Source organism: Neobacillus sp. YX16, from assembly GCF_030123505.1.
Classification (GTDB): Bacteria; Bacillota; Bacilli; order Bacillales; family Cytobacillaceae; genus Neobacillus.
Genome location: NZ_CP126115.1, coordinates 3,495,781 through 3,521,490 on the forward strand (window position 1 = coordinate 3,495,781; position 25,710 = coordinate 3,521,490).

At 38.6% G+C, this 25,710-nt stretch carries 24 protein-coding genes and 1 riboswitch; of the genes, 6 read left to right on the plus strand and 18 right to left on the minus strand.

Annotated features, from left to right (window positions below; genetic code table 11):
• Positions 1-260 precede the first annotated feature (260 nt).
• Positions 261-386, minus strand: a complete 126-nt coding sequence (locus QNH48_RS16995; protein WP_283951234.1) for a hypothetical protein — start codon at positions 384-386, stop codon at positions 261-263.
• Between the two features lie 33 nt (positions 387-419).
• Between QNH48_RS16995 and QNH48_RS17000 the strand changes: the two genes are divergently transcribed.
• Positions 420-854: a CBS domain-containing protein gene (locus tag QNH48_RS17000; RefSeq protein WP_095249872.1), complete on the plus strand. Its 435-nt coding sequence runs from the start codon at positions 420-422 to the stop codon at positions 852-854.
• 181 nt (positions 855-1,035) lie between these two features.
• Here QNH48_RS17000 and QNH48_RS17005 read toward each other — a convergent pair whose 3' ends face one another.
• The 8 genes from QNH48_RS17005 to QNH48_RS17040 form a co-directional block, all read right to left on the minus strand.
• Positions 1,036-1,959, minus strand: coding sequence for a patatin-like phospholipase family protein (locus QNH48_RS17005; protein ID WP_283951235.1), 924 nt, complete (start codon positions 1,957-1,959; stop codon positions 1,036-1,038).
• 263 nt (positions 1,960-2,222) lie between these two features.
• Positions 2,223-3,797, minus strand: coding sequence for a SagB family peptide dehydrogenase (locus QNH48_RS17010; protein WP_283951236.1), 1,575 nt, complete (start codon positions 3,795-3,797; stop codon positions 2,223-2,225).
• Positions 3,798-3,821: 24 nt separating this feature from the next.
• Positions 3,822-5,768, minus strand: coding sequence for a TOMM precursor leader peptide-binding protein (locus QNH48_RS17015; RefSeq protein WP_283951237.1), 1,947 nt, complete (start codon positions 5,766-5,768; stop codon positions 3,822-3,824).
• The gene (locus tag QNH48_RS17020; RefSeq protein ID WP_283951238.1) at positions 5,765-7,684 is read right to left on the minus strand and encodes a putative thiazole-containing bacteriocin maturation protein; all 1,920 of its coding nucleotides are present in this window, start codon (positions 7,682-7,684) and stop codon (positions 5,765-5,767) included. Before QNH48_RS17020 ends, QNH48_RS17015 begins: the two co-directional genes overlap by 4 nt.
• 168 nt (positions 7,685-7,852) lie before the next feature.
• Positions 7,853-8,200, minus strand: a complete 348-nt coding sequence (locus QNH48_RS17025) for a heterocycloanthracin/sonorensin family bacteriocin (RefSeq protein ID WP_349655093.1) — start codon at positions 8,198-8,200, stop codon at positions 7,853-7,855.
• 330 nt (positions 8,201-8,530) lie between these two features.
• The gene (locus QNH48_RS17030) at positions 8,531-9,493 is read right to left on the minus strand and encodes an MBL fold metallo-hydrolase (RefSeq protein WP_283951240.1); all 963 of its coding nucleotides are present in this window, start codon (positions 9,491-9,493) and stop codon (positions 8,531-8,533) included.
• Positions 9,494-9,544: 51 nt separating this feature from the next.
• Positions 9,545-9,979, minus strand: a complete 435-nt coding sequence (locus QNH48_RS17035) for a hypothetical protein (RefSeq protein WP_283951241.1) — start codon at positions 9,977-9,979, stop codon at positions 9,545-9,547.
• A gap of 290 nt (positions 9,980-10,269) precedes the next feature.
• Positions 10,270-11,406 carry a Gfo/Idh/MocA family protein gene (locus QNH48_RS17040; protein WP_283951242.1) on the minus strand — a complete coding sequence of 379 codons (1,137 nt, stop codon included), beginning with the start codon at positions 11,404-11,406 and terminating at the stop codon, positions 10,270-10,272.
• A gap of 557 nt (positions 11,407-11,963) precedes the next feature.
• Here QNH48_RS17040 and QNH48_RS17045 point away from each other — a divergent pair.
• The gene (locus QNH48_RS17045) at positions 11,964-12,542 is read left to right on the plus strand and encodes an HAD-IA family hydrolase (RefSeq protein ID WP_283951243.1); all 579 of its coding nucleotides are present in this window, start codon (positions 11,964-11,966) and stop codon (positions 12,540-12,542) included.
• Between the two features lie 48 nt (positions 12,543-12,590).
• Here QNH48_RS17045 and QNH48_RS17050 read toward each other — a convergent pair whose 3' ends face one another.
• From QNH48_RS17050 to tenA, 6 genes are all read right to left on the minus strand, one after another.
• Complete coding sequence (locus tag QNH48_RS17050; RefSeq protein WP_283951244.1) at positions 12,591-13,028, minus strand: universal stress protein; 438 nt, start codon at positions 13,026-13,028, stop codon at positions 12,591-12,593.
• A 207-nt stretch (positions 13,029-13,235) separates the two neighbouring features.
• Positions 13,236-13,727: an energy coupling factor transporter S component ThiW gene (gene thiW / locus QNH48_RS17055; protein ID WP_283951245.1), complete on the minus strand. Its 492-nt coding sequence runs from the start codon at positions 13,725-13,727 to the stop codon at positions 13,236-13,238.
• Between the two features lie 38 nt (positions 13,728-13,765).
• Positions 13,766-14,416: a thiamine phosphate synthase gene (thiE, locus tag QNH48_RS17060; protein WP_283951246.1), complete on the minus strand. Its 651-nt coding sequence runs from the start codon at positions 14,414-14,416 to the stop codon at positions 13,766-13,768.
• Between the two features lie 9 nt (positions 14,417-14,425).
• Complete coding sequence (gene thiD, locus QNH48_RS17065) at positions 14,426-15,232, minus strand: bifunctional hydroxymethylpyrimidine kinase/phosphomethylpyrimidine kinase (RefSeq protein WP_283951247.1); 807 nt, start codon at positions 15,230-15,232, stop codon at positions 14,426-14,428.
• 12 nt (positions 15,233-15,244) lie between these two features.
• Positions 15,245-16,051, minus strand: a complete 807-nt coding sequence (gene thiM, locus QNH48_RS17070) for a hydroxyethylthiazole kinase (RefSeq protein WP_283951248.1) — start codon at positions 16,049-16,051, stop codon at positions 15,245-15,247.
• Between the two features lie 48 nt (positions 16,052-16,099).
• The gene (tenA, locus tag QNH48_RS17075; protein WP_283951249.1) at positions 16,100-16,771 is read right to left on the minus strand and encodes a thiaminase II; all 672 of its coding nucleotides are present in this window, start codon (positions 16,769-16,771) and stop codon (positions 16,100-16,102) included.
• A gap of 108 nt (positions 16,772-16,879) precedes the next feature.
• A riboswitch (TPP riboswitch) is annotated at positions 16,880-16,983 on the minus strand.
• A 768-nt stretch (positions 16,984-17,751) separates the two neighbouring features.
• Between tenA and QNH48_RS17080 the strand changes: the two genes are divergently transcribed.
• A complete protein-coding gene (locus QNH48_RS17080; RefSeq protein ID WP_481858425.1) occupies positions 17,752-18,372 on the plus strand; it encodes a DUF2238 domain-containing protein in 621 nt (206 codons plus the stop codon).
• Positions 18,373-18,504: 132 nt separating this feature from the next.
• On the opposite strand, the gene sstT is transcribed toward QNH48_RS17080, so the two are convergent.
• On the minus strand, positions 18,505-19,743 hold the full coding sequence (gene sstT, locus QNH48_RS17085; RefSeq protein ID WP_283951250.1) for a serine/threonine transporter SstT: 1,239 nt from the start codon (positions 19,741-19,743) through the stop codon (positions 18,505-18,507).
• Positions 19,744-20,158: 415 nt separating this feature from the next.
• Here sstT and QNH48_RS17090 point away from each other — a divergent pair, with 415 nt between their 5' ends.
• Together QNH48_RS17090 and QNH48_RS17095 are read left to right on the plus strand one after the other, a co-directional pair.
• Positions 20,159-20,467: a hypothetical protein gene (locus QNH48_RS17090; protein WP_283951251.1), complete on the plus strand. Its 309-nt coding sequence runs from the start codon at positions 20,159-20,161 to the stop codon at positions 20,465-20,467.
• A gap of 262 nt (positions 20,468-20,729) precedes the next feature.
• Positions 20,730-22,229, plus strand: coding sequence for an MHYT domain-containing protein (locus QNH48_RS17095; protein WP_283951252.1), 1,500 nt, complete (start codon positions 20,730-20,732; stop codon positions 22,227-22,229).
• A gap of 38 nt (positions 22,230-22,267) precedes the next feature.
• Here QNH48_RS17095 and QNH48_RS17100 read toward each other — a convergent pair whose 3' ends face one another.
• Both QNH48_RS17100 and QNH48_RS17105 read right to left on the minus strand, forming a co-directional pair.
• The gene (locus QNH48_RS17100; protein WP_283951253.1) at positions 22,268-22,687 is read right to left on the minus strand and encodes a hypothetical protein; all 420 of its coding nucleotides are present in this window, start codon (positions 22,685-22,687) and stop codon (positions 22,268-22,270) included.
• A 234-nt stretch (positions 22,688-22,921) separates the two neighbouring features.
• Positions 22,922-24,706 (minus strand): acyltransferase family protein, encoded by a 1,785-nt coding sequence (locus QNH48_RS17105; RefSeq protein WP_283951254.1) that lies wholly within the window; start codon positions 24,704-24,706, stop codon positions 22,922-22,924.
• A gap of 240 nt (positions 24,707-24,946) precedes the next feature.
• On the opposite strand from QNH48_RS17105, the gene QNH48_RS17110 reads away from it, so the two are divergent.
• Positions 24,947-25,600, plus strand: a complete 654-nt coding sequence (locus QNH48_RS17110; RefSeq protein ID WP_283951255.1) for a Rossmann-fold NAD(P)-binding domain-containing protein — start codon at positions 24,947-24,949, stop codon at positions 25,598-25,600.
• Positions 25,601-25,710 lie beyond the last annotated feature (110 nt).

Consider the following 25,710-nt stretch of genomic DNA (forward strand, 5'->3'; position numbering starts at 1 on the left):
AATAATGAACCAAGCAGCTCTTTTTTTCAAGTATTAATTTATTCTATACAGATATAACCTTATTTATTTACATTTTGCCTTTTATGTCATAATACAAAGCCACAATCACCTCAATACTATTATCAATAGAACTTAGGCGTTCTCTTGAAACTGTTACCATTCATAAATAGAATTGGGCCGACAAAATATGTCTGAAACCAAAAGTATATCTATCATGAAGTTGGGAATTGACATAACTTACAACAGCAAGTTTCCCAGCTTTATTCAGAAATATCTTGAACTTCATTATATGGACAAATGATTCCGATCTCCATTTTATATGTTTCAAACCAGTGCAGCTCATATAGGAAAAGGTTACCATTAATAATATCGCCAATGTTCTCCATCCTATAAAGGAAAATATATTTGGAGGTAATTTCATGGCACAATTAAGAGATATCATGACATCAAATGTTGTTACAGTTACCGAAACACAAACCGTACAGGAAGCTGCAGCGTTAATGAGCGAATATAATATTGGAGCTATCCCAGTAGTTAATAACAGCAGACAAATAGTTGGAATGGTAACGGATCGTGACATTACCCTTCGTACGACAGCACAAGGAGAAAATGCACAAACACCAGTCTCTCAAGTAATGACTGCACAGCAAATCGTACAAGGAACACCTGATATGGATGTTCATCAAGCAGCAAACTTAATGGCAGAGCAGCAAATTCGCCGATTGCCGGTAATCGAAAATGGGCAAATAGTAGGAATGGTTGCTTTAGGTGATCTAGCAGTACAAAATCAATTTGCAAATGAGGCAGAACAAGCATTACAAAGTATTTCCACGCCTTCTGCACCTCAACAATAGTAAGAGTTTATTTTTAATGACATAAAATTATTAGCACAGATCAGGCTTTGGGTTGATGTTATGGACCTTTTCTGGAGTATTGAAAAAAGCCCAATTTCTTAATTTAATGCTAAGAAATTGGGCTTTTTAATTTTGGTATTTCCTTAATATTGTAAATTCGAGTTTTGCTGGTGGTGCCACTTCATAAATTCCATATTGCTCTTTGCATTCTTTTAATCTTATGTTGATCAAAATCCCATTTTGATAAAAAGTCTTTTGTGGAAGTATAGCCTGATTTATAGAGAATATCAATTTCAGCCTCACTCAATTCAAAATCAGTTGTGTTGATGTTCCCAGACCAAATTTTAATGGTACGTTCATTTGTTTCTTGGTTCAAATGTCGTAAATCATGGGCTTGAAGCATCGTTTTAAATATATTTTTGAAAAGGTGAAGCGGCGTTGGTATAACGGCATCTATGTTAACTTTATCTTTCACAAGTCGAAAGCCAAACGTTGGAAACCGTGGGTTGTCCGTATCGAATATCCATATTGGAAAGTTACTAAGTAAGCCACCATCTAAAATATAGGATTTTTTACGGTCTTTTGATTTCCAAATAACCGGACGGAAGAAAAATGGTATAGAAGCGCTCATCATAACAGCCGTTGAAACTTTTAGATCTGAAGGCGTCATCCTATAACGATCTAAATCATCTGGCAAAATAAGCATTTGGCCATTCGAGACATCTGAAGCAATAATCTTTAACTTTCCATCTGGAAGATCTGCAAATGTCTTAATTCCTTTTTCTGAAAGAAGTAAATCCACCCATGTTTCCAAATAATCATTTTTATAGATTCCAAGATTAATCATTAGTTCAAGCAAGCTGCCAAAAATGGGAATTCGATTCAAAATCGTCCTGCCACGAAGTTTTGAAAAATCAAGTTCTTTAAGATGCTTTCTAATCTCATAGCTTTTATAACCGCTTGCCAAAAGAGCAGCGATTACGGCTCCAGCTGATGTTCCAGCTATTCTTTGCCATTCTACCTTTTCCTCTTCCATCGCTTGAATCGCTCCAACAAAAGCAATCCCTCTAGCTCCACCACCTTCAAAAACAGCATCTGCCTTCAACTATTTCCCACCTCGCGATAAGTGTCATTAATTTGAAAATTATTGGGATCGTTAATAGATAAAATAAATCTTGATATTCCCCTTTACTCTCCATATTACAAATAATTGTTAAAACTTTAAAGCAATAAAAAAATTTATTATAGACTATAATAAAACAGAACTGAGTACCTACTTAATTATTGATACCTCGGGGATTAATCCCTAGGCAATCAAACTAAAAGAGAGCGATTTTAAGATCACCCTCCTTTAAACTAGTAAAGCTATTAACACCACAAACCTCCCAATAACCAAGGACGATTTCGATAGGGACCAATCGGAATTTGAATTAAGCTGGTTTTTCCTTGTGGGTCCATCTTGTAAAGTTCATCACACAGGTTGGAATCATATCCCAGGAGCGGGTGCCCCCCCATTCCACTTGCTGCTGCCAATAAGAGTAATCGTTGCACGAGCATCCCTGCCTCCATTTGTTGGATTCGATATCCTCTGTATCCGAGTGTAGTTTTATAATAATCCTTAACTCCTGTTACATGTATGCAGAGTGGCACTTGGAGCAAATTTACATTATATAACGACATACCAGATTGCAGTAGGAGTCGATGATCTCCTAGATGGACCGGACGTAATGCATGGGCAGTGCTGTCATATTGATACGCACCATTAGGAATTCCTTCAACATTATACAAACAGACATTCAGTGACACACGCGGCTTATGCTTCTGATGGACAACCTCCAAATCATTTCGATACAAAAAGGAATCCATTGCCTCGTGTAGCAGATTTGCCAGTTCGACTTGACTTACCTTTCCCAAAATGAAATCCATATCTGGAGAAAATCTCTTTCGGCAAACAGACCCCAAATCATACGACAACCTCTCTGGATGTGGAAGAGCTACCGCTTTACCCTCACAATTCCCATTCTCCTTTGCCTCGATCAATGGAAACAAAGTTGTAGAATCCAGCATGGACGCTTCATTTAACTTCGTTAACATCGGATACTCTTTAACCCTCTGTGACCGAACGTACTGGTTTGGTTGAATCTGTTTCAATTCTCTGCACAACTCCGCTGCAGAAACTATTCTGTCCTTTTCGCTTCCGTTAGCTGACCAAATGGTAGGTTCAACCGATAGGGGGATGACCGAATAGACGGTCTCCTCCTTCTCAGATAAACCAAGCAAATGATTCATGGCCCGATCTAGAAATTGGAAGTATACCCCCGTTTCGAAGCCAAACCTTTTCGATACTTCTAACAACTGTCCCATCAACACACCTGCATCTAATCCCTGCAGTCTGTAGGCAAAGTTATTGTATTTAAAAAAATTTTTCCAAAACATGGTCGATACAAAAACCGTCCCAAAACATGCTGAAATGTCACATCGATTACCAAGTGCCCTGGCAATATAGGAATCAAAATTTCCTTCCCGCAGCAATACTAAGCGATGGTGTGCCACATCATAATGATATACCCCATTTGGCAAATCCTCGATTTTTAAATAAATGTATAATTCGTTTGGATACAGCGCTCCACCCGAGGGAGCAAACCTTCTGTACGATTGCATGACTTCTGTATGGTCTGTATCATCCAAGCTAAAGACAGATTGGCTAAATTGAGTAAGGCCGTAAACATACCAAAGGAAATGCCCGATTATCCGCTGGTCAGGCATGAAGGGCTGCTTCAGTTCATCAAGTGTCAGTGGTACTTCTATGGATAATGGTACAACTGGTAATCCGCGGTATAGCTTATAAGGAAGTGGTTTATCCTCCCAATCCACATCCCAATTTGGAATGCTTGCCTTCTCAATATCAAAATGTAAATTGTGCAAAAACTCTTCTAGACTCATACTCAATCCCTCCTAGTGATGCGCTTATGGAAACGGATGCGGATGCGGATTAAGCTGTTCAGCGGTCAGTGGTTCTTGCGAATATCCAAGTTCCATAGGGACCCTGAATACCCTATCCAGCCCAGTTACGCGAGTAAGGTGATGTCCAAATGTCATTGGCAGCATCCCCGGAATCAGCACTTTTACGCAATACAATTCGTTTCGGGCCGTTTCCGGAGTCGTCTGGTCAACCACAATGACATCGAGATTTAATCTACGAAACACTTGAACTATATCCTGAAGATCATCGGTAAGATCTAAATGTGTTGACTTCCACTTAAATTCCTCATTAAAAGTTCGCAATGGACGACGATCGTCCAGCAAAAACTGCAGGCGCTCTTCTGCTTGCGGCAAACCGTACAGCATTCCATGATCATCCATTTGCTGCACCAAGGTAGAATCCTGCAGCATTCGAACATATTCCTCCTGGTTCGCCTCTAATTTCTCATCCAATGACAGCATCATACCAGCTAACTCGTGAACCGCCGTTTTCACTGCCCGTACTGGGTCCAAATGAGATCCGGCCGCACAAATAAGATTTATCCCTTTTTCCTTTCTGTTCTTCGCTATGGCCAAGATACTTGGAATTCCATGCTCCATCGTTGAGTTATACAAATGTAGATCATATTCCGCGACTGCACGCATCCGTTCTATCATTAACTGAAGCTCTTGGTCTTCAATGGAGGCTGGATCCAGACGTGGGAGGGGCATCTGCGCGTACCACGTCATCAGGAACGAATCACGTTCCACCACTTCCAAAATACCGTAGAGAATGGCCTCTTCTAGACTTCCGCCCAACGCACATCCATTAGAAGTTTCATAGACAAATCCTCGTGATCCCGAGCCCAAGCTATAATAAGCAAGCAGCTCTGGAACCAGAATCGGACGCTCTTGTAAAAACGAATATCCCCATACCCAATCAATCGGGCGATCTGGATCAAATTCTGTAAATGGAAAACCAGGTCTCTCATACTGTTCTTTTTCGTGCACACCAACCTCGATTGGATTGAGTGCTTGCTTTTTCAAATGATTATAACTGTCATGAACCACTGTCCGTTTTCCACGAGGCTCAAGTCCACAGTACCGCTCCAACCCTTCTAAAATGGCCGTCAATTCACTAACAGCGAATGAGTTTGTACGGCCTGCTGTTCGTTCGTCCCCCTCGAATAAAGGCAAATTGACACTTACATCAGCAAATGTGTGCACGAGGTTAACCATTTTATCATTCAAAAGGCCTGTTCGTTGATCAAGATAGTCATTAGCGAGAACCTCATTCAGGTCATCTAACGAACGGCTGCGATAACTGTCGCTGGTAACCTTCGGACTTTGCTGCAGAGAAATTCGAGCCATCTCTGGTGTATCTTCAGGTAATGAACTACAAACCTGACACAAGGGGACTGGCAGAAACCTGTGCCAGGAACTCTTCAATGTTTTCAGATTGAGAAAAAATACCTTTTCTTCAGATTGGGCCTGATTACCTCTAATAATCTTTTGGACCTCAGCCAGTAATAGGTGCGCCAAGTGAAGAAGACTCGTACGTGTGGCCCAGGGTTCCTGCTGCATTTCTCCTGTTAACTCTAACCTCTTTTGTATTTCCCACATCTCTCTACGGTCGTGTCCTGTCATAAGACGCCTCATATCTGTACATTGTGAACAACCTTGTGTACCCGGACGAACAAGCGGACCTATTACGCCCTCTCCAAATGAAACAAAACCTCTTAGCCAAGGAGTATGGGTTCGATAAAACACCTCTTCTGCTTTTTGATGAACAGAGGGATTCCATGCATCATGTAAAACCAATGCCAAATCAATCCTTCCGGGTACGATTGCCCCAAAATCGGTTTGGCGAAATACCAAGTATTGTGATGAAAGCTCCTTACACATGTGGTCTGCCAGCAGTCCCTCTCCTACAACCAACATGACAGCACTCACGTTAATCCCTCCTCTTGAACCAATACCCCAAATATCCCTGCCAATCCCTCTTTGAAAAATGGTTCTAGTTCGATTTCATATACCAACAGCTGCTTCCCGTTCCGTTCCAAGATTTCTATCGCATTCAGTAGGTTCTCGGATGGTCTTCTCTCTTCACAGGCAGGGATTTCAATGCTTAGCGGCACTTTTTCATCCAGAATCATGGATGACACCTCCAGGGATCGTGCCATAACGAATTCCTCTTCATTTTGCACATTGAAAATTGCTTGTTGCAGAGCATTTCGTAATGCCATTGTGATATTCAAATCGACACTGCCATACCATCCATCGTCGGTACCAATCCACACAACCGGGAATCCACACACTTCCTCGCTAATTCCTATAGTCGGTGCTCCCCGCAACGTCTTTAGTGCCTGCAAATAATACTGACAGCGTTTATCTTCTACCATACTTAACTCCACAGGGAAGACAGAATACTCTTCTTCAAGGCTTTGTTTGATTAACTCCTCGTCTAAGAATCTTTGTAATCCCCGGCAAACACTTTCCGAGAATGTTTCACCTGCTCCCACCTCCACTTCGGGAGGTAGATCGAGCGCTCCGACTAGTTGTGATGCATAATTTTCAATTCCGGACAAACCCGCTTCCCTTCTTGCCTCCTCATGTGTCAGACCTGTACAGACAATTTCACCCAATAGTTCAGCGGGCCTATATGCCAATGGGTTGACTGGCTGAACACGGCACTGAGCCAATGGCAGCTGCTTTAAGTCACCCTCCTCCCAAATGTGAAAAATTCCGGATACCTCAGATGTCAAATGGTTAAAGGAAAGGAGTAATTTACCCGGATCTCCTCTTTCGGTTCCTTGTGCTAATCGCTTATCTATATCTTCAACCAATCTAGAAGATGTTTGTCCTGTCACCAGCGGATGAGGCATAAATGAATGCCAGTTTCCTTCTAACGTTTCTAAATCTAGAAGATAAAATTGATTCTTCTGTTCCTTTTCGGTCACACCCGTAACATCTTTAAACAATTCAAATACGATGACATTTGCCAGCATGGCTAAAGGTGTCAAAGAAGGAGCATTATCTTTCTGTTCTCTTAAGAGAGCCCCTTGATGAATACGTCGCCATGCAGACTCCCAGTCGGCCTCTGAGTCTGAATGTACTAACGGACCCGCTAAACCCGCCTGCTCTAAACATATAGCAGGGAGAAACACTTTCTTCTCTTCCTTGCTAACCCTATGTAGAAGTCGGAGTTCCTCTACATCATCCTGTTCTGACACATATAAAATATAATCAAACGGTTTCACTATTTCCTCCCAAGAACTGTCGCCCTGCTTGTTTAGTGTGACCTCCTCTATCTCCACATCAGGGTCGGTTTTACGGGCATGTGCCACGAGTTCCATCAACCGCTGTCTATTGGTCTGATCACTGGCAGTAATCAACATTTGGAACCGGGGCAATCCGGAATCAAGTAACGCCGCAGCCAACGAAACAAAAAAAGGACCAGAGCCAACTGCTAACACTTTTGTTTGACGATAGTTCTGAAAACGGAAACCACCTGAATCAAGCAAATTATCCACAAATTCAATTTGAGAGGCATACTTTTTTAGAACCTGTTCCTTCAATTGATGCGGACGGTCTTGGCTCACATCTCGAACAAACCCATTTCGATAAAGAGCTTCTGCAATTTCAAACACTCTATCTGAGTATGCAGCCGGTAAACCGTTTGTCAAATACTCCAAGGTGTACTCGCCATTAAACATGGGGATCAGCTTTTCAACCCATTGATCGATCATACTGCCTTCCATACGGAACGAGCTTACATTGTTCCGAAAAAACACACCATTGTTTGGATCAGGGAGAAAAAACGTGTCCCTTTTCACTTTCAGACGCATAGAAGGGTTCATATTCGTCATTGGTTTCCTCCTTAGCCGAAGCTTTTTCTCATATTTATCATCACTATCATCCTATGTATCGTAATTTGTCCCTTATGTTAATTGTTGTAGTGAAAAGCCCCTACAATGTTGTAGGGGCCCTTCACCTCTTCATATGCAATCGGAGTTTTCGTTAGAGATTGAAAACCATCAACCGCCGCAACGATGGCCTCCGCCACCACAGCGATGACCGCCTCCGCAATTGTGTCCTCCACAGCGATGACCGCCGCAACGATGGCCTCCACAACGATGGCCTCCGCAGTTAAAACAATTAAAGCAATTGAAACAATTAAAGCAGTTAAAACAGCTAAAGCAACTAAAACATCGGCCAATACCGCCAATACCGCCAATACCACCAATACCACCAACACCGCCAAAACCACCAAATCGAGCTGGGTCATTATAGTACATGCTCGGGTCATACGGAACTGCCTGGGTCGCTTGGAAATCTCCAAGACTTAACCCCTGGAGTTGACTTTGGAAATCATTCATTTTCATTACCTCCTTATATATTTAAACAAGGGCAGCAGCAACTTGAAATTAGAACAGAACAAACTTGAAAGTAGATAAATACCCTGCTTTTTAAAAACCTTCCCCAACAAAATATGTACATTGGGTGGGTATTGCTACTAATACAAAAGCCTATTTTTAAAGGTTTCGTTGAAAAATCCATTCGTATATTCTATCTTTAATCATTTTTCCGAAAAGGAATAAATCTTTTTCCAAAAAAAAAACCCTTTTGTGTAGACAGTTCTAACTGTTTACACAAAAGGGTTTTTCAATCAGTCACCATAATAATGTTACTAGCACCTAATCATTTCGAATCATTTATCGTTTTTTAACAATAGAACGAAAAAACAATTTACCGTCCCTTAGCTCACTATATACCTCATCATTCTTTTCAAGGTAAATGAGTCGAGTAATGGTTGCCAAAAATGGAGCAAAAAATTTGGTACTAGGTAGTAGACCATATATTTCCTGACAAACCTGCCATGATGTTTTTTCTTCGTCCCCAACACATTGTAAAATCTGTTCCAAACGATGTTTGTGACCTGTGATCATGTCGTCTATCCGATCATTCAAGTTGTAAATGAGTTCTCCATGACCTGGGAGCGCTATTTTGGCAGGATACGCTTTTAATTTTTCCAAAGAGGCAATGTTATCTTTTATTGGATTCAGGTCGTTTTCTGACCAAAGAGCAATGATGGGAGAAAGTCCCGCTAAAATATGGTCCCCAGTGATCATCACCTGTTGATTATGATTATAAAAACAGAAATGATCCGAAGAATGCCCTGGTGTCCAAATAGTTTCATACATTTCGTTCCCGAGCTTGATCGTTTGCTGGTTTTCAAAAAGTCCATCAGGTTCAAATTCATAAGCACCTTCTTCTAAATTCCCCATATTCCGAGGGATTTCAGGGCCACCATGTGTCTTTAATAAGTTGAGAATCCAATTTTGATTAGCATTGTTTCGCTTACTCTGAATTTCTTTAAATCCTAAACTTGAAATAAAGACAGGAACATGATGCTGTTGTTGAAACCATCTAGCTAGTCCAATATGATCTGGATGAGCATGGGTTAAGACTAATTTCTCAATTTTCATGCCCGAACCTAAAGTTTTCTCCCAAATATCGATAGATTCTTTCGCTTCACTACCAGTGTCAACAATCGTAAAGCCGTTATCTCCTTTAAACAAGAAGCTGTTCATTTCATACATTCCAAACGGATACCGAACGACAAGTTGATAAATGTCCTCCGAAATTTTCGTTAGCGTTGGGAACTGATCCACCATAAAACCCCTTCTTTCTTGTATGTACGATTAAATTCTAAGTCTAGCTATTTATTAAATGTTCGTTAATTGACCGTTTATTAATTTTTTATCTAATTCTCTTACCAGATCAAAAGACTGTAGGAGTACGTCCGGGACCAATGTTCTCCCATAAATCCAAGCATTCATCTCAATTTGAGTTTTTAACTTTGCTATTTCATCATCTTCACCATACTTGAAAGTCCTTAAATCATGTTTATTTTTCTTAAAATCCAAGTAATAACCAATTACATGATACAGAATGATTTTTACAAGATTTTCATCTGTCTCTTTCATTCTAATTTTGGTAATATAACCGTTAACTTGAAGGTAATTAAATTTAATCGTATTTGTTGAAACGTTATAACTCATAGGTACAGGTAGTTTATTATTAATTTCATAGTCAATATTTAAATGGTGCTTATTTAATGTATCTTCAATGATTTTCTCAATATTCCAGATTTTCAGCATATTATGTACACTTCCCTTTATTAACTACTTCGTCATATTTTGAATTTTCTCTATACTTATCCATCTTACACATATTTTTTAAATCTTTAAAGCAATTAAATATTAACATACCGTAATTTAAGTTTGTCCCTATTTTGTTTTTTTGATTTCTATTGTAGGAAATGTAGGAAGGAAAAAATAGAGGGATTGATTTGCCAATGAGGTCTAAAAGTTACAGGATGTATAAAAATTTAAAAACCCAACTTCAATCAAAGATTAAAGTTGGGTACAAACCTGCTATTAATCTAGCATTACCAAGTTTTTTTAAATTTCACTGCGCTTCCACCAATTTTGGCAGACTTATATGCAGCTTCAGCAATACCAACAACCGTTAGTGCAGTATCAATATCAAATCCTGGTAAATACTGATCCTTATTGGACTCATCTAGTACAAAATCAATAAATAAGTTTATTGGAACGGTGCCATCTGATCCATACACAGACGGATCAATTAAATTCATTCCTGCTTCCATCCCAGAAACATGTTTAGAATTCAGATAAACAGATTCCTTACCTTCCACACCTAAAACTACTAGAATCCCATCTGTTCCGATTACTTCTAATGAATTTTCCATTATGCTTGTAACCATATTAGTATGAGCTGTACCTATAGCATTATTTTCAAACTCTAGCATAATGGTTGCACTATCTTCAACTTCTCTATTTGTCCAGTTTTTCATAAAAGATGACACTTTCGTAGGGGTTCCAGCAAGATATGTAAGCATAGACATACCATGTACACCTAGGTCAATTAAAGCCCCGCCTCCTGCCACTTCTTTGTCATACCAGCTTTCAGGCAGACGATCTGTTTTAGCCATGCCATGTGCACGCCTAAAGTTAATGGCAACAATATCACCAAGACTGCCATCGTCAACCAATTTCTTTGCATATTGATAGGAACCAATCGGCAATGATTCATGTGAAACGACAAGTTTTACACCGTTTTCTTCAATTGCCTTTTTTACACTTAATCCATCTTTCACAGTAGGGGTTAATACTTTGTCAGTGAAAACGTGCTTTTTCGCATTTGCAGCGCGGATTATTAGATCTTTGTGTAAACTAGTTTCTGCTTCAATCATAACAGCATCTATGTTCTCATTATCCAGGATTTTTTGATAATCAGCTTCATAAGGAACACCCAGCATATCTGCAAATTTCTTACCACGTTCAGCATCATGGTCATAAACCGCTACCCACTCCACTTTACCAGCCGAAAGTTTAGCTATTTTTTCAATAAACATACTCGTATGCACATGCCAACCACCCACTAATGCAAGACGTACCTTTGAATTGTTTTGTGCTGCTGAAGGCGCCTCTGGGAAAATCGTACTTACGATTAGGGTTGTTAATAAAACTGTTGAGATTAAAATACCTAATATTTTTTTCATAGCTTTGTACTCCTCCTCATTGTTTAATTTCCTAAAATACATGTACGAACTCCTGTTTTTTTTAATCCTCCCTTCTACTTCTATTTTCTTCTCCAATGTAATTCTAGACATGATAATAGTTGTCTAGCCGACTTTTTGTAATCGATTACATTTTTTTGCTAAGGTCAGCGCTCCACTATTAACAAATTTTAATAGCAGAGCGCTACTCTTAGCCAAGGTATCCGGGCACCAAATTATGATAATATCTATTATGATTCTATAGACTTTTCACGTTTATTAAACATTATTAAATAGTAACTGAAATCGATTACATTTTAAATGTTAATCTATTAAGAATTGTCTGTCAATATGTTTCTTTAATATTTTATCTTACTATATATATGGATAATCAGGTTTATATATTTATCGTTGCCTAACACAAGCAAAAAAGCACAGAAGGATATGACACTATTAATAGATATTCGATTCAATGAAGAACAATGGTAATATCGATAAAATCATGATAAAGTAATATTTTTGATAGTGTTTAGACTAAACAAATGAAATGAGGGATGAACTTGAACATATTATGGGATTTTGATGGTACACTTTTTGATACATATCCGGCACTGGTTAAAGGTTTTATAGAATTAAGTCAGCAAGACCTTGATCATGTTGAAGTCTTAAAATGGCTAAAGATTGATTCCTTAACAGCATTTAAACAATATGGGATTGATGAGGACAAGCGCGCAGAGTATAAACGGATTGATAAACAGTACTCCAAAGAATACAGTAAGCCTTTTGAGCACTTAGAGGAAGTTTTATCAACCGTTGATAACAATATTATTGTGACGCATCGCGATATGGAATCTACGATGTATCTTCTTGAGAAATATCATTTAACCCACTACTTTAAAGAAATTGTATCTGTTGAAGAACAAGGATTTGACAGAAAACCCCATCCTTCTTCTTATGAATATGTTCTGAAAAATGATCAAATTGATTTAGTCATTGGTGATAGAGAATTGGATTTACTTCCAGCCAGAAAATTAGGGATTAAAACCGTGGCCTTCCAAAATCAGAACATCGAAGCTGATTTTCATTTAGAAAGCTACAAGGATTTTATTTCTACTGTACTCAATAAAAAAAGCTTGTAGAATGGTCTTTAGCGACTTTTCTACAAGCTTTTCTTTTATAATAGAGATTTATTTTACAATAAACACTGGGCATGGTGCCTTTTGAACGACATAATGGCTGACGCTACCTAAGAATAGCTCCTTCAGTCCGCTTAATCCTCTGCTACCCATTACAACAAGGTCAGCATCATTTTGCTTCACAAACTCAACAATCATGACTCCTGGATTACCTTCCATGACCACAGATCTTGTTTTATTTGGCAGCGACTGAATTTCTTCCTCAATTTCTTTACGTATGGCATTAACTTCCTCACGTTGAGAGTCCTGGATTGCCTCAAATGCATAGCCATATGAGTAAACGATGGGTCTTGCAGGCTGCATGACCATAAAAACTAATAATTCAATTTGGTTATCTAGTTTTGCTAGATTCATTGCCATTTTCAAAGCCTTTTTACTTAAATCAGAATGGTCATATGCTACTACGATTCTTGAATAATCCGTTAACATTCTTCTCATCCTCTCAAGAATAAAAACTTTATTTCCTACTATTATTATACGTCTGTTATTTTTATTTGTGGTATCTAGATAGTGACAACTTTGTTCCAATTTTTAAAAAAATCCCTCTGTGAGACCGGTGCCTACCTGTCTACACAAAAGGGATTATCAATCAGTTAACATAATAATATTATTAGTCAATGTGTATTTGAAAATAATTTAACTATAAAACAATGCCACTTTTTTCTTAAAAAAGATTGAGAGAATGATTGCGCCAATCAATGCACCTGCGATCGAGCTAAATATGAATAACGGAATAAATCCAAATAACGCTGCTTTTTGACCAAGTAGTAGGGTCGCAATTGGATAGCAAAGAATCGCTCCAATAATACCGGTTCCAATTACCTCACCTGTAAAAGCCATATAGATTTTTTTTGTTTTCATAAAAAGCAGCCCAGCCAATAAGGCCCCAACCATACTTCCTGGAAAAGCAAACACTGAACCAGTTCCCATGATATTCCGTAAGATTGAGACACATAAAGCCTGTGCAACTGCATAAAACGGCCCTAACACTACGGCAGATAAAACATTTAAGAAATGCTGTATCGGAAAAACCTTTGTGACTCCAATTGGAATAAACAATAGATTACTTGTGAGTGCACCAATCGCAATCATCATCGCTGTCAATGTGAGTTTATGCGTATTTCTCATAAAAAAACTCCCTCCCCTTTCTAAAGGATTTCACAAATCTAAAAGACACTTTTTCTTAACTCCTTAGCGGCTTTTGTAACACAATTAGCATGGCTGATTGCGGTAATAACCGAAACACCGTCAGCTCCTGCTTGAATAACAGTCCCAGCATTGTCAGAGGTAATTCCGCCAATTCCAACAACCGGAATGCTTAAGCCTCTCTCTCTCAATACCTTGATAAGCTTTGTACCATTTGAGGGTTTGGCGTCTTCTTTTGTCTTTGTTGGAAAAACAGGCCCAATCCCAAAATAATCGGCTCCCCCATCAACCGCGACCATCGCTTCTTCGTAACTATGTACAGAAACACCAATAATTTTATCGCCAATCTTCTTTCTTACATCCTTGACAGGTTCATCCTCCTGCCCAATATGAACTCCGTCCGCATTGAGGGCGATCGCTAATTCGATATCATCATTGACGATGAAAGGAATTTGATGCTCTCGGCATATTTGTTGGAGTTCTTTGGCCAATTCAACCTTTTTATCCCCCGTAAAAGCTCCGGTTCCCTTCTCACGGTATTGAAAAAGGGTAATTCCGCCTTCAATGGCTTCCCTCAACACTTGGGCAGGATGCACCCTGCAGTTCGGACTGCCCATGATAAAATAGACCTTCAATGAATCTCTCAAACTCTCCGTATTGAGAATGGTCATGCTGATTCCCTACCTTTTCCGTTCATTTCTCTTTCGATATGCCCAGTGATTGGTTGGACCATGCCCCTGACCAATCTGGAATTGATCTTCAATCGCAGCTTGGATAAAATTCTTTGCTTTTGATACCGCTTCATTCACAGGTAAACCTTTGGCAAGTTCCGCTGTAACAGCTGCTGAAAACGTACAGCCGGTTCCATGCGTGTTCTTTGTCTGGACTCTTTTGCTCGAAAAGGTCATAAATGCGTTCCCATCAAACAATAAATCGATCGACTCATTTTGATTTTCATCATGACCGCCTTTTATGACTACATTCTTAACGCCTAAATCATAAAGGCGTTTCGCGGCTTCCTGTTTATCAGTATCGGTTCGAATTGACATACCCGTCAAAACCTCTGCCTCAGGAATATTTGGTGTAATGACCATGGCTAGGGGTAACAAATATTCTTTCATCGCCGAAATGGCTTCGATTTGGAGCAAGGATGCTCCGCCTTTTGCAATCATAACGGGATCGACCACTACATTTTTCCATTTGTAGTATTCTATTTTTTCAGAAACGGCTTTAATGATTTCTGCATTAAACAGCATTCCTGTTTTCAGGGCGTCTGTACCAATATCTTCGCCGATTGCTTCAATTTGTCTGCATACTGCTTCAACAGTCATCGGAAATACAGCTTGAACTCCTAGTGTATTTTGAGCTGTTACAGCTGTTAAAGCTGACATACCGAATACCTCTAACTCCTGAAAGGTCTTTAAATCAGCCTGAATTCCTGCACCGCCGCCGCTGTCTGAACCAGCAATCGTTAATACTTTTTTCATGGTGCTCACTCCTTATACTTGGCTGAATAACGCTAATTGATGGAGATCCTCTGATGATACAAGAGCAAGTTGATTTATGAATTCGATTTGGAAACTGCCTGGCCCTGTATTGCCCACCTTTTCGAATGATTTTTCCGCTGCAATGCCATAATAGGTTAAAGCAGATAATCCAGCGAGTAACAGGTTCTTTTCCACCCCTGCAAATGCTCCGATTACAGAGGTTAATAGGCAGCCGGTTCCGGTCACTTTTGTTAACAGTGGATGTCCATTAGAAACTAAATAGGTCGTCTCTCCATCTGTCAGCACATCGTCTTTCCCGGTAATCACCACAATGGTATGGAGCTTTTGTGCAGCAGTTATAGCCAATTCCATACTATTCCCTTGTTGTAACCCGGCATCAACGCCCTTGATTTCCCACTTCTCTCCAATCACATTGGCAACTTCAGCAGCATTTCCTCTAAGAACGGAGATCTTCACTTCTTCCATCACCTTTTGTGCCATTTCTGTTCGGAATGGGGTTGCACCTGCTCCAACAGGGTCGAATATAACTGGAATTCCAAGCTCATTAGCTGTTTTTCCAGCCAAAATCATCGAGTCGACCACTTCCCTGCTTAAGGTACCGATGTTAAGGACGAGAGCACGAGAAATTCGTACCATGTCTGCCACCTCTTCTGGAGCATAGGCCATAACAGGGGATGCCCCAAGGGATAAGAGTCCATTTGCAGTGAAATTAGTGACCACCACATTGGTAATATTATGTACGAGCGGATTTTCCTCTCTTACTCTTTGTAAAATTGAACCTAAATCGCTGCTATTCATTACAGTTCCTCCTTCTTATGTAACTTTTGTAGAGTTCCTCTAAATCTATTAAACCCTTACTGGCCATTCTTCGAGTTTATACGCCATATCCCAAAACTTATATTCAAGCTGACAACTGATTATGAAATGTTCCTTCATCTTTTCCTTTTCTCTCTCAGTTGCTCCCTCTGCCCATTCATCTAGTCGGGCACAAAACTTAGTTGTAATCGAATCGGTAATAGTACCATAAAAGCTGATCCATTCATAAAAAGGATGAGAAGGCTCTGGATTCACCTCAGTCAATAATCTTTTCCCAATTTCCCAATACGTCCACGGACACGGCAATAACACCGCTAAGATTTCTCCTAAAGATCCTTCGTGTGCGACAGTAAGCATATGACGAATATATTGATGTGCAGATGGCGAAAGTGGAAATCCATGTAATTCCTCGTAAGGAACACCTGCAACTTGGCAAAAGTTATTATGAGGATGGATTTCGCTTTTTAAAATAAATGAAATCTGTTGATTAAACATCTCCATATCTTCACGACTCTCACACTTAGAAACTGCGATTCCATAGATTCGTATAAAGGAATTCAAATATTCAAAGTCCTGTTTTACATAATGAATCAATTGTTCGCTTGTTAATTCCCCCTTGGCAATTCCCTGAACAAAAGGATGTTTAAAAATCGCTTGAAAGATAGGATTTGCTTCTTTTCTTAATTCTGCTGAAAAACTCATACTATTTTCCCCCTTATTGGTTTTAACAGGGCAGACACTAGAGGGTGGTTGACATTTCAAACACGAAAAAACCGCCCCATAAATGGAGCGGCTGAATAGTTATATATCCAAACACAGACTCCACTTTCCTACGCTAGTATGAACTAGATCAGGTTCAAAGGGTCCAAGATAACTCTTGTCTCAGCCATAAAACGGCTCCCCTAGTGGTCTACCTATTAATTTAATTTTCACTTTACACTCACATTTTAGTAAAGTCAATCAATTTACCTCTTAAGCTTAAAAGATAAACCGAATGTTTTACGAAGGTAGGAGCATATGCTCCTATACATTTATATCGAGGTTAACTCATTCACTTATGGTATGGTTCACCGCAGCGAATCAAAATGAGGTTCTCTTGGATTTCTTTGAAATAATAAAAAGATCAGCTTTAAAAGGCCCGTCTCACTTTCATTTAAATAAGAAGTCTTGTCCTCAACTATGTAACCAACGAAGGGAAAATAAGCGGAGATTTTCCGGTTAGATACAGAGTGAAGCTCGTTTGGGGGGTATATAAGCGGAGGTTTTCCGTCTATGCCACGCAAAATCCTCCATTTTCACGTTTTTCGAGTCAATAGGCGGATTTTCTCCGTCTATTTAGGCTATTTTTATTTTATTTACTAACTAAGCGGAATTTCTCCGTCTATTTATCAGATAGGGTGCTTAACCTGATCCCCCAATTATCAATCCATTTACTTTACATTTGTGACAAAACCATTCTTATCACTTCTATTTCCGTTAAGAAAACTTATTCTGTTCTAGCCTCCCCAACCTTAAGGAGAAGTATTTGGCAAAAAAGCCTCGTTCACTTATGGTATGGTTCAACGTGGTGTATGTAAATGACGTTTTACGATTTTAAAGAACGTTTAAAACCAAAGTCTTCTATATTTTATAAAAGTTTAACAAATACTAAGTACATCTTGTTTTCTGATGGAGTGATTTGAGTGTCACGTAAAAACGGAAGTTCGATACATTTTTTCTTGTTATTTGTTGTTATGCTTGTTATTATTTGGGCCCTAATTAAACCTGAGGAAGGTTATAAGGTTTTGTTGATGGAGGTTTTACCTTCAGTATTAGTTTTAGTATTCTTGATATCAAGATACAATCAGTTTCGCCTTACCACGGTTTCCTATGTCATTATTACCCTTCTTGTCATTTTAACGTTTATTGGAGGGCATTATTCTTACTCCAAAGTTCCTCTCTTTACATGGATCAAAGATTATTTTGATTTACAAAGAAACCACTATGATCGGTTTGGTCATTTTCTTAAGGGGCTTATGGTCATAGTTATAATAGAGATATTATTAAGGAAAACAGTTTTATTGAAAAGTAAAACGACAAATTTTATTGCTCTTTGTATCACACTAGCAATCGGTGCTTTCTATGAGATTATTGAGTGGGCAAGTACAAAAATAGGGAAAGAAGGGAAAGTCACAAAAGATTTTTTAGGCATGCAGGGAGACATATGGGACGCCCAGTGGGATATGACACTTTTATTAGTAGGTTCCATTCTTTCGCTTATTTTCACAAGGATCCTTTATAAAGGATTGGAAAAATCTAGATAACGAGTTGATATCACATAATACGTAGTGTCCCACCTAATTCAATAGGTATTAAAGTTAAAGATTTATAAGATTTCTTTAAAAAAATCCCTTCTGTGTGACGGCGCATGCCTGTCTACACAAAAGGGATAATTATTATGCTACTTCCTTGATATCTACTTTTTTACCTTCTTTTAACTGCTTCTTATAATCTGCTGTTGCTGTGAAAAGAACGTCTGTTGATGAGTTAAGTGCTGTTTCAAAGGAGTCTTGTAAAACACCGATGATAAAGCCTACTCCAACTACCTGCATCGCAACATCATTAGGGATTCCGAATAAGCTGCATGCCAACGGAATTAATAAAAGTGATCCACCTGCAACGCCTGAAGCGCCACATGCACAAATAGCTGACACCACGCTAAGGATAATAGCTGTTGGGATGTCCACATGAATGCCAAGTGTATGAACGGCGGCAAGTGTCAGTACAGAAATCGTAACAGCTGCACCAGCCATATTAACAGTTGCACCTAATGGAATCGATACTGAATAAGTATCTTTATCTAACCCTAGTTTTTCACATAGTTTCAAATTAACCGGTATGTTGGCAGCGGAGCTACGTGTAAAGAATGCTGTAATACCGCTTTCCTTGATACACGTGAATACAAGTGGGTATGGATTCTGACGTAAGTTCACCCAAACCATGAGTGGATTGACAACCAAAGCCACAAATAGCATACATCCAATCAGAACGACAAGTAATTTCCCATAGCTTAATAAAGACTCGAGTCCGTTTGTTGTAATCGAATCAATAACTAGACCCATAATTCCTAATGGAGCAAGCTTGATTACCCATGTAACCATTTTGGAAACAGCATCTGAAAAATTAGAAATCATTGTTTTCGTTGTATCAGGAGCATTTTTTAAAGCCAAACCTAGGATGATCGCCCAAGCTAAAATACCAATATAATTTGCATTTGCAATGGCATTAACAGGATTATCAACTACATTCAGCAGCAATGCTTTGAGAACTTCCACCACACCGCCTGGAGCTGCCAAATCTTCAGCACCCTTTGTAAGGTTGATACTTACAGGAAAAATAAAACTTACAATGACAGCAATTAATCCAGCTAAGAACGTTCCTAAAAGATAGAGAGAAATAATCGATTTCATATTCGTTTGCTTCCCACTCTTATGCTGAGCAATAGCAGACATTACTAGGAAGAGTACCAGTACAGGTGCAATAGCTTTTAAAGCACCTACAAATAATGATCCTAAAATGACAATTGGTTTTGCCACTTCTGGAATCGCGACAGCCAGGATAATACCAATTAATAAACCAATAGATATTTGTTTTACCAGACTAATTTGATTCCACTTTTTCAATAGATTTTTCATAGATGTACCCCTCCCAATTGTATACACTCTCCGGTGCAAAGGAACATTAAGGTGTGTTCCTATGTATCTCTTAATGAATTCCCCTGCCCCATAAATTCTAATAATAAGAATTATAGAGAATATTTAGATATATTACAATAGCTTATCGTTTAGAATAGTATAACAACTTCATAATCGTTAATCAATAAGAGATGAACAATTAACAAATAAATTTTATAATCATTCGGATATTAATATATAATTAGGTGTCATACTTCTTAAATCGTTCGCCTTTTAAGCGTTATCATAAAAAATCACTATTCGTATTTCACTATTCCTTTGCAAATGATTTGATATAGGTAGAAAGACCAAAGGAAAATAGTAGGATTTACTTTCTTCTAACATCTCTTAAAATACTTAATGGGAGGTTCGTCCAATGTTCAAAAAAACAATCATCCTCGGAATACTCTTATCTATATTACTTGTGTTAGTTATCATAAAATCACAAACTAGTACTCCTGTTACCAATTTAGACAATGAAAATTCTGAATACAAAACAGTAGAATACAAAATCAGCCAAATGAAAGAGGATCAATATTACGGGCAAAGTGATGATGGAACTAAGATTGTCTTTTCTGCTGAAAGCATCGACTCTAGTGAGAAAATACAAGTCGGTGATGTGGTCATATGTTATTTTGAGAAAGATAATGTTGGAAAAGGGTTAGTAAAAGTTGAAAAAAAATAACCTAGCAGGTAACAGAGTCGTATCGTACTCTTAGACATTTTTAGAGATAACATACCAAGAGCCATTCTCCATTGAGAATGGCTTTGCTGTTTTTTGAACACTTTTAAAATAAAGGCTTCATATGGACCTTTTATACTAAAGTATAGTTCGGTTAAGGTTTTATAGCTTTGTGGTATAATATACCGTTTTTTGTTAATTCGTTATAATATACTGCTTGGATGTGAATCATGGTAGAAATATAAACGATTTGGAAGTGTTACCGATGGAGCATAATATGACCTGGACCTATAATGATTACTGGTTCGTTTTTTCCATACTGCTTGGCATTCTTTTTTCATACATAGCGTTAGATCTCCGCTGGAAAATGATTATTTTTAAAAATTTCAAATATAATCTATGGTTATTAGGTTGTGCGATTGCAATGGGAATTGGGATTTGGACCATGCACTTTGTTGGTATGCTTGCGATGGATTTGCCAATTCATAGTGAGTATGATGCTAGGATGGTATTGCTTTCACTTCTAATTTCCATTGCAGGCACTGGGCTCGCCTTCTGTATGATGAAAATGAATCATGTTAGACTCCTTTTATCTAGTCTTTTAATGGGTGGAGGAATCGTTGGTATGCACTATTTAGGTATGGAGGCAATGCATCTAAACTTCTCCATCACCTATAACACAGCAATCGTGCTATTGTCGTTATGTATTGCTTTCACTGCTGCGTTCGGTTCTTTATGGGTACTTTTCTTTTTTAATCATCACCGTTCGATGAATTTCCATTGCCGGGTATTGAGCAGTATGCTAATGGGCATCGGAATCGCTGGAATGCATTACATTGGGATGTGGGGAACGAATCTTCACTTTGAACCATCTCTCAAAACTTCAGCTGCCTATTACTCCGTTAGTTCCAGTACCTTGAGTTCTTTTATCAGTGTTCCTGCAATTATTGTCGTGCTGATTATGTTATTATCTAGTGCCTTCTTAGATAAAAAGCTAATTGCTCAAATGAAGGATTTAAATCATCATGAGAAGAAGCTTAGAGAATCTGAAAAGCTATCACTGGTTGGAGAACTTGCAGCTGGTGTAGCCCATGAAATTAGAAATCCTTTAACGACATTAAAAGGGTTTACGCAGATGATGAATGAAAATACCGATCCCGAAGCCAATAAACGATATTCCAAGATTATGATTGATGAAATAAATAGGATCAATTTTATCGTAAGTGAGTTTATGGTCCTTTCAAAACCACATATAGTTCAATATTCCTTAACGGATATCTCACAAAGTATTAAAAATGTGATTACCCTCTTAAATACACAGGCAATCATAAATAATATTGAAATCATTCCGGAATTTATGGGAGAGAGATTTTTAATTAAATGCGAAGAAAATCAAATTAAGCAAGTTATAGCCAATCTGATCAAGAATTCAATAGAAGCCATGCCGCAAGGAGGAAAAATTCAGATTAGGATGGAACAACAAGATACGAATCTTGTCATTTCGGTGATTGATAACGGTGTGGGGATATCGAGGGAAAATCTACAACGATTAGGTACCCCCTTTTATACAACAAAAACAGAGGGAACCGGTTTGGGGCTAATGGTGAGCAAGAAAATTATTCAAAATCACAATGGGAAATTTGAAATAAAAAGTGTGCCAAACATCGCTACAACTGTAACAATCACCTTGCCCACAGAACTTAGCCATTTAGATTATGTAAAAATGAATAGCAAAGATGATCCCACTTTATCCGAATCTTCGTAAGCTGTTCTGCTTTACCAGTCGAACAGGTAAAGCCTTTATCATTGATTTCGAAAAATAATCATTCCAATAATCATCGGCACTATCATTAATAGGCCCACCGCTAGAGTGGGAATGTATAATCGACTTGCAAAAATGGCACCAAATTCTCCAAGAAAGCCACCAATCAAAAAAGGGATGGCGGATTTTGTTTTGTCTGCATTTGGCTTTGCAAAATACCAGGCATCCCAAACCGTATAGGCATAAAATCCCGGATAAAATAACACATACTGAAAATTGGCCGCCTCTAATGCTTTTTGGTGGAAGCCGTTAAAATCAAGATGAATCGCAGTGTTGATTCTTCCATAAACATTATCATAATGTTCGACGAAGAGAAGAAATACACTCTTTAGAAATTGTCGATTATAGAGTTGACCAAATCCAGGCATGAGCATGGAAAATAAAGCAGCAAGATTCCTCATGAAACTCTCCTTTGTTTCTGTGATGGTTAATCCCGTAAAATGGAAGTGTTTATTATAATTTCCAATTATATGGAAATAAAACGAAATATAAAATTACAAAATTCGACATTATTCGAGCGAATTACAAAATAATAAAAAAACCTAAAGTTGGCCAAACAGCAACAATAATAGAACCTCAGTTCCCTATCTGAGGTTCTACTTCATGAAATGTGATTTTTCATTCAGGCAATATAGTTACTCCTTGATATGTTCCACTAATAGGTTGGCGTATGTTTCGCCCCCTATTTTTGTTAAATGAACACCATCATTTGCAAAATATTCCGGATGACCCGCACTGGCACTATACCAATCTATCAGAACGGTATGAGGCACACTTTTAACGACTTCTTCTAATGTTTGGTTCACGTTCGTTTCCCAGGGCCTAGGTACTCGGCAATTTACTAAGTAAACTTTTCTATTGCCCAGACTTTTGATTATATTTATTAAGTCCGATTTGACAAAAGATCCATTGGTCCCAAGCTGAATAATCACATATTCCCCTAATTGCCCACTGCCCTCTTGCATCTTAATCACCTCTGGCACCTCTGACATTTGCCGGCCGACACGGTAATCAATCGTCGCTTCGGGGTAATGATTTTTAAAGTATGGTGCGACATCATGAAGAATGGAATCCCCAATTACAGTAATAGTCTTCACATGAGGGTCTGGTTTCGTGATATCCTCTTCAAGTTCTGGCTCTTTGGCTGGTTCCTCGTTAAAATCTATCTCATTAAATGCTTCTACAGTTAACGCTTCTTGATTCGTAACCACGACGGTAGTTTTCGAAGCAAATACGACGCCTATTCCTACTAATGAGGCAATGAATACAGCACAGCTTGCTATGACAAGCCTTTTCTGATTATTTGGCAGATCTTTGAATCCTATTAGAAACGATTTTAACTTCCCCGACCGTATCGGTACTTCCACAAATCGATAGGATAACTCTGAAATAAACAATGTAGAAACTATCTGTAAGGTTATTCTCCAGAAGTTTAATCCATCTGTATAAACAATCGGTGTTGTTAAGATAATAATCGGATAATGCCATAAATAAATACCATACGAACGAATCCCTATCCATTGGAGCGGCTTTACACTGAGCCATTTTGCCAGCTTACTAGCAGGATGAGCTAATGCCGCTACTACTAAAATGGTAATTATAGATAAAAGAAGCATGCCCCCCTGATAATGAAACGGGTCAAATTGCGATGTGATTACAAATAGTGAGACAATCAGCAACAATCCTGTTATTCCTGCTATTTCAAGAACGAAACTAGCATGCCTTGGTAATGTTTTAGATAATCGTTGGCTTGGCCAAACGAAGGCAAGCGCGGCTCCTAACAGAAGGGAAAAAGCTCTTGTGTCTGTTCCATAATACACACGAGAAGGATCCTCTCCTGGTATATAGAGGACTGCCATTAACCAAGCAGAAATGACGACTCCGGCCAGGATAGCTAAAACTCGAAACTTTTTTCTTTTTATAAAGGGTAAACCAAGAATCATAAGCAGCGGCCAAATAAGATAAAATTGCTCCTCAATAGCCAGTGACCATAAATGCGTTAAGGGTGAAGCAGGACCGAAGCTATCAAAATAGGATACTTCATGAAAAATGTACCACCAATTTGTAAGATATAAAATGGAGGGTAAAAAATCTGAACGTAATTTTTCAAACGAAGGATGATTCGTAACCATCACCCATAAGGTTACAATAAATATCATCACTAATACAGCCGGAGCCAGTCTGCGAAAACGCCGAATCATGAAGCGAAGGAAGTTAATTTTATTGTTTTTATTCCATTCATCAATAAGAATATCTGTAATCAAGTAACCTGACAAAACAAAGAAAACCGTTACACCTGAAAACCCACCCTCAAACCAAGGGATATTTAGATGGTAGAGAATAACACCCAAGACAGCTACCGCTCTAAGTCCATCAATGCCCGGCATATATCTGCGCTTATCATTGCTTGGGACTTCCATTTCATCCTCTCCTCTCTTCATTTTGAAAGGATTGAATATCATTAGAGGTTTCCCATTGTGCCCCTATTGTTTTTTATATGTTTAATTCCGGGTAATCATTCCCTCAAAAATTTCAGATAATCTAACCTCAAATTTTACATATATGGACAATCCCTGTACGATGTTAGTGAGAACAAAACAATCATTAAAATCAAACTATTTTCGATAAAATTTCAAGTAAAAAATGGGAGGCAACTGAATATGAAGGTCCTACTTTTTGGGGCAACGGGTATGGTGGGACAAGGTGTGCTGCGTGAGTGTCTGCTCGATGAAAGTGTCCAAAGTGTTCTTACGGTTGGAAGAAGTATTACCGGGCAGCAGCACGAGAAACTAAGTGAACTGAAACATGATGATTTCATGAACTTGGCAAATATAGAAAGTGAATTAACAGGTTATGACGCTTGTTTCTTCTGTCTTGGTGTCTCTTCCGTAGGAATGTCCGAGGAAAGTTATCGAACAATCACCTATGATTTCACCCTTTCTGTCGCTCAAACACTAGCGAAACTAAATCCTCATATGACCTTTGTCTATGTGACAGGGACGGGAACAGACAGTTCGGAGAAAGGTCGCATTATGTGGGCGAGGGTTAAAGGTAAAACAGAGAATGATTTACTGAATCTGCCATTCAAGGCTGCTTATATGTTCCGGCCAGGTGTGATACTCCCACTTCATGGTGTGAAATCAAAAACAAAATTGTATCAGTTCTTCTATAATCTCATGGGGCCAATTTATCCAGTCCTAAAAAAATTCAATTCGATTACAACAACCGAACAAGTTGGTCGAGCGATGATAAACGTTGCCAAATCTAGTTATCCGAAACCATTCCTTGAGAACAGTGACATTAATTCCATCTAAATAGAAAAATGAGCAAGGCACCTCGGATGGACAAGGTTGTCGCATTTACTTTTACTAAGATTTCATTTTTTGGGTGAATTGGTTTATTGACCGCTATTATTTGAGGACGT